Source organism: Vibrio sp. V42_P2S4T144, assembly GCF_009904715.1.
GTDB lineage: Bacteria > Pseudomonadota > Gammaproteobacteria > Enterobacterales > Vibrionaceae > Vibrio > Vibrio alginolyticus.
This window is the reverse complement of record NZ_WXWS01000380.1, coordinates 1-4,918: the sequence shown is the minus strand read 5'-3', so window position 1 is coordinate 4,918 and position 4,918 is coordinate 1. Positions and strand designations below refer to the sequence as shown.

The 4,918-nt window shown below is 45.7% G+C and carries 4 protein-coding genes; all 4 read left to right on the top strand.

Annotation, left to right across the window (positions count from 1 at the left end):
* Positions 1 to 42: 42 nt before the first annotated feature.
* A complete protein-coding gene (locus CAG68_RS12890) occupies positions 43 to 1,227 on the top strand; it encodes a glycosyltransferase (protein WP_033905255.1) in 1,185 nt (394 codons plus the stop codon).
* An 11-nt stretch (positions 1,228 to 1,238) separates the two neighbouring features.
* Positions 1,239 to 2,411: a glycosyltransferase gene (locus CAG68_RS12885; protein ID WP_005377641.1), complete on the top strand. Its 1,173-nt coding sequence runs from the start codon at positions 1,239 to 1,241 to the stop codon at positions 2,409 to 2,411.
* Entirely contained in the window at positions 2,404 to 3,834 is a 1,431-nt protein-coding gene (locus tag CAG68_RS12880; RefSeq protein WP_042522930.1) for a lipopolysaccharide biosynthesis protein, read from the top strand. The genes CAG68_RS12885 and CAG68_RS12880 overlap by 8 nt, the downstream gene beginning before the upstream one ends.
* Positions 3,831 to 4,918: O-antigen ligase family protein (locus tag CAG68_RS12875; RefSeq protein ID WP_161441231.1), on the top strand; the 1,088-nt coding region annotated here is incomplete at its 3' end. The genes CAG68_RS12880 and CAG68_RS12875, both read left to right, overlap by 4 nt.

Below are 4,918 nucleotides of genomic sequence, written 5' to 3'. Positions count from 1 at the left end.
CTCAGCAGTTAACGCAGATTAATGATGAGACAGAGGTGACTTATGACTACGCCAAAACGCATTCTATATGTTCATTATGGTGATAATTGGATTCGCGGCAGTGAAGTGGTGCTTCTGGATCTCATTTCAGGAATCGACCGCAATAAGTTTGAGCCATTCGTATGGTCAAACTGCCAACCATTAATCGATAAGTGCCATTCGCTCGGAATTGAAGCGGAACATTCATCCTTCAATTTGGTTGGTGGTTGGAGCGCTCCACGCTGGGATATTAGCGGGTGGAATAGCCTTATCAAACAAGGCTCAGCATTGATCGAAAAGCACAACATCGACTTGGTACACGTCAATAGCGGCGGCCCTTGTCAATGGATGTGTTTGGCTGCTCGCATGAATCATATACCACTTGTCACGCAACTTCATTGCCATTATACATTGCGCGATCGCTTCTCTCTCGGACTTCACCTCTCTCCAAAATTGATTTGCGTTAGCAAAGATGTTGGACGCGAAATTCTTCAGGACGGCTACCCACAAAACCAACTTCATGTCGTACACAACGGCGTGTCACTTCAAGGCGTGGATACACCCATCGACATTAAAGATCGGCTCGGAATCCCATCACAGGCCTTTACCTTTCTGTCGGTGGGTTCGCTGATTAAGCGCAAAGGGTTCGACCGCCTTATTCGCGCAATGCGCATGCACAACTACCACCACAACAACCCTCACCTTGTTATTGTTGGTGACGGCGAAGAAAGAGAAGCATTGCAACAGCTTGCATCGGATCTTGGTATCCAAGAACGAGTGCACTTTGTCGGAGAACAACACAATGCCGGAGCGTGGATGTGTGGTAATGCAGACGCTTTTATTAGCGGCGCCTATGAAGAGGCCTTTGGTCTCGTGCTCGGGGAAGCGGCTTTAGCTCAACTGCCTATCGTGGCTCCTAAAACAGGAGGCATTCCTGAGTTGTTCGAGCATAATCACTCTGCATTGCTGTACCAGAACAGTGGAATGGCGAGCCTGTTAAACGCGATTCAACAAGTCATGCAAGACGCGGCATTAAGAAACAAGCTGGCGGAAAACGCTTACCTACATGCTAGCCAGAACTTAACGACGACTGCATCTATCAACGCTATTGAACGTATTTACGAAGGTGAACTTAATAACAACGCCATTACACCAATGCCAATGACTCACTGCATGAAGCCTCTTTCACGCTGGTTGAGCATCAATTGAGGAGCCCGGTCATGAAACGTGTATTGATGTTCGACGCCATCCCAATGCAAGGTGGATCCAAAATCGCGAATGCAGAGCTCCTTAAGCAGTGCGATAAGCTGAACGTGATTGGTTATCTACTCACTACAAATCCAGAGCATTGGGCGTCACTGCTTAGTGATACACCGCGTGTGCAAGTTATAAAAATAAAACCATCACCATTTAACTCGACTCATGGACTGACCTACTGGTTGATGAACGCTTACTACTTTCTCCAACTTCTCTACGCGTGCATGAAGCTGCCAAAAATAGATAGCTTTTTGGGCCTATCTTGCCCAAGTAATGATATGCCTTTGTACTTACTACGATTAATTAGCAAAAAGCCTGTGGTACAGATGGTTCATGGCCCTATTGGACGATCGAGATCTGCTGGCTACTGCTTAGTAAAAGCATCGGCAATTTACTACTTGGCAAACACCCGCGAATCAATGGTAGAAGCATTACAGGCCTACCTCAAAACAGAGAAGCCAGCCACCGAACGCTATTGGTGTGGTTTGAATACATCTACATTTGTTAATGGATTATCGAAAGATCGCTGGCCAAAACAAGCGAATCCGATTTCAAGCCGCGTTTTCTGGGCAGCTAGCTTACTAAAATGGAAGAACATCGATCTTTTGCTTGATGCTTTAACACTTGATGAGTCGAAAAAGATCAAATCCACCGTGTGTTACATCAAACCTAACGTGGCAGGTGTGGAATATTCAACACCGGACTTCAACACACAAGGTGTTGAATGGCATGAGTGCCCAAACAACTTAGATGAATTGCGTTCACAGTGTGGTGTGTTTGTTTCCACCAGTCTCAACGAACCTTTTGGGTTATCTATTTTGGAAGCGCTCGCTGCAGGTATGTGTGTCGTCATTCCACATGATGATAGTTATTGGGACCGCGTGTTAACTCACGGCCGAAATTGTATTAAATACACGCCTAACAATGTGGCTTCGTTACACAACGCAATTCGCCTTTTGAATGAATCGCCGTGGATGAAAGTAACGATGGGTATCGAAGCACTCAATGTTTCTCAACTATACACAGCCGAACGTTGTTATTTGCCAATCGCCCAGCACCTTGCTGCCGAAATTGCTACCAACAATGATTGCACACTCAAGACACCGCGAGACATCAAAGGATATGATCATGTCTAAAGCAATGACCAACATGACGCTATTTGCTATCGCCTTAGTGATCAATAAAAGCATCAGCCTAATCATGCTGCCTGTATTGCCCCACTTTCTCTCACCAGAGCAAATGGGCAAGCTTGAGCTTCTAACAACCTTTGGTGTTGTTACGACCTTGTTTGTCAGTTTCGCTTTGCATGAAGCGCTTTATCGATTCGTCGGCGTTGAAAAGGATCAAAATACGCGCACAAGCCTACTAAACCAGCTGTACTCACTTGCTTTACTCATCGCTGGCGTCGTCGCTCTTAGCTTGCTCACTATCATTTTAATCGCCCCCATTCCCGCGCCTTTTACGCGAGTCGAATTTGCTATTGTTATGTTTGCCATCGTTCTAGAGGGCAGTATTGCAATCGGCACTGCCTGGTTAAGAACACAAGACGACAAAGCAAGAACACTGCTTAACGTCATGGTCACTACCACCATTTTTCAGGTCATTTTTATCGTCGCGGCGCTGTCTGTTCATCCCCATGTTATTTCTGTTTTGTGGGGGGGCTTGTTGGCTGCTATTACTCAATTTGTTTGGCTGCACATCGTTAACCGTTACAATGTCACCCTTCCTAAGCTGACATTGGCAAAACAATACCTAAACTACTGCCTACCAATGATGATGGCTGGATTGGTTGCGTTCTGCCTCAATGGCGCTGAGCGCTGGTTCATTGGTGCCAACACTTCTCTTGCGACGTTAGGGATTTACGCGATAGCGGTAAAATTTGCAGTGGGCATGTGTATTTTAGTGCAGCCATTTGGCATGTGGTGGATGCCACGTCGATTTAATTACTTAGAAGGGCGCAAGAACACTGAAGCAGTGCGCATCACACACTTAGGTATGATTTACATTACAGGTTTGAGTGTAGTGGTCGGCACATTAGCAATGGTGATGATCACCTACTTACTGCCAGAAACCTATCATGAGGCGGTACTATTCAGCTTATTCTTGCTGCCTATCGCCATGTTAAAAGAATGGAGCGAACTCATTAATATTTCCATTTTGTACAAGCGTCGTACTCGCTGGCTACTGGGTATAAATGTCGTCTCTGCGTGCGTTGCGATTGCTTTGCTGTTTGGCTTATCTTCTCTGGGTATTTATGGGGTGTTCATTGCGCTTTATTACGCACAACTGTGTAAGCTGGGCCTGACTTATGTAGTAGGCCAACAATGTATGGCGTTGCCTTTCCACCTAAGTCTGATGGTTTTATTACAGATTATATCCGGTGTGGCACTGTTCCTGCTTCACTCTTCACAATCAATAGGCATCGCCATCGCAATTTGCATTTTGACATGCAGTTTGCTGGCAGGGATAGCCACTCGCTACATGAGTAAAGAGACGCTAAATGCTCTCACTCGATACATAGTGAAAAGGCGTGGACAGGTGAAGAGATACTCGTTATGAATGAAACCAAGGTGAGAACAAAACAGTCCATCGCAGCACTGACGATTACAGTCTGTATCGGCCTGCTTTGGATTGTTATGCCTCATCCCATTTTGATTGTTGCGTTGTGTTTCGCACCACTCGCGTTACTGTTTGTTCTCAATCAAACGTTTTGGCTTGTCACACTGTTCGTTATTTTTTCATTCTTTCGTATTCACGAAGCCTTTCCTGTTATCTATAACTTCAAGATCCCATTACTGTTATCACTGGGGGCACTCGCCGCACTCGCCTTTCACCTTCTTATAAGCCGCCAGATTACAGCTTTTTGGCACCCTTCATTAAAGTGGCTGTGTATATTTTGGGGTCTGGTGATCATCGGAATAATATTCGCTTCCAGTCGTGATATCGCAATAACGGTGTTCAAAAATACCTATTGGAAAATCATCATTATGACGTTGGCCATCACCTGGCTTATTACTAAACCTTCACAGCTCGCTCAGATGTCAAAAGCAATTATTTTCGCCGGATTATTGATTGGCTTAGTGGCATTACAAAACGCTGCGAATGGCATTGATTTAGTCGAAGGAACGCGCGTGTCAATAGGACGATCCATAGGTTCAGTACTTGGCGATCCTAACGATTTGGCACTAGTGCTGATGTTTCCCCTTGCCTTTACCGTTAGTCAATTGATGGAGAAGCATTCCCCCAAGCATCTCAGGCTCTTTGCCCTTATCACCTGTTTGGTTTTGTTCTTTGCGATCATTGAGACTCAGAGCCGCGGTGGGTTACTCGGTTCACTGTCTGTATTTGCCTACTTTGCTTTTAAACACATCAAAAGCAAAACATTAGTCTTGGTACTAGGCGCCATCGCAGCGATCGTACTCTACGCATTCGCTGGTATTTCAGGACGAGAATCGGGGGGAGCCGCTGAGGATGGTATAGATGCCTCTGCGATGGGGCGACTTTATGCGTGGGAAGCGGCATTTAAAATGGCGCTGCATCATCCGTTGACTGGCGTAGGTCTAGATAACTTCTACTTTAATTACTATTTCTACAGCCCACACTGGGATGGTATCAACCACGCCGTCCATAGTACTTGGTTTGG

Excerpts from the sequence above, each read along its gene's own strand:
- CAG68_RS12885 (WP_005377641.1), top strand. The coding sequence starts at position 1,239 with ATGAAACGTGTATTGATGTTCGACGCCATCCCAATGCAAGGTGGATCC.
- CAG68_RS12890 (WP_033905255.1), top strand. The coding sequence starts at position 43 with ATGACTACGCCAAAACGCATTCTATATGTTCATTATGGTGATAATTGG.
- CAG68_RS12880 (WP_042522930.1), top strand. The coding sequence starts at position 2,404 with ATGTCTAAAGCAATGACCAACATGACGCTATTTGCTATCGCCTTAGTG.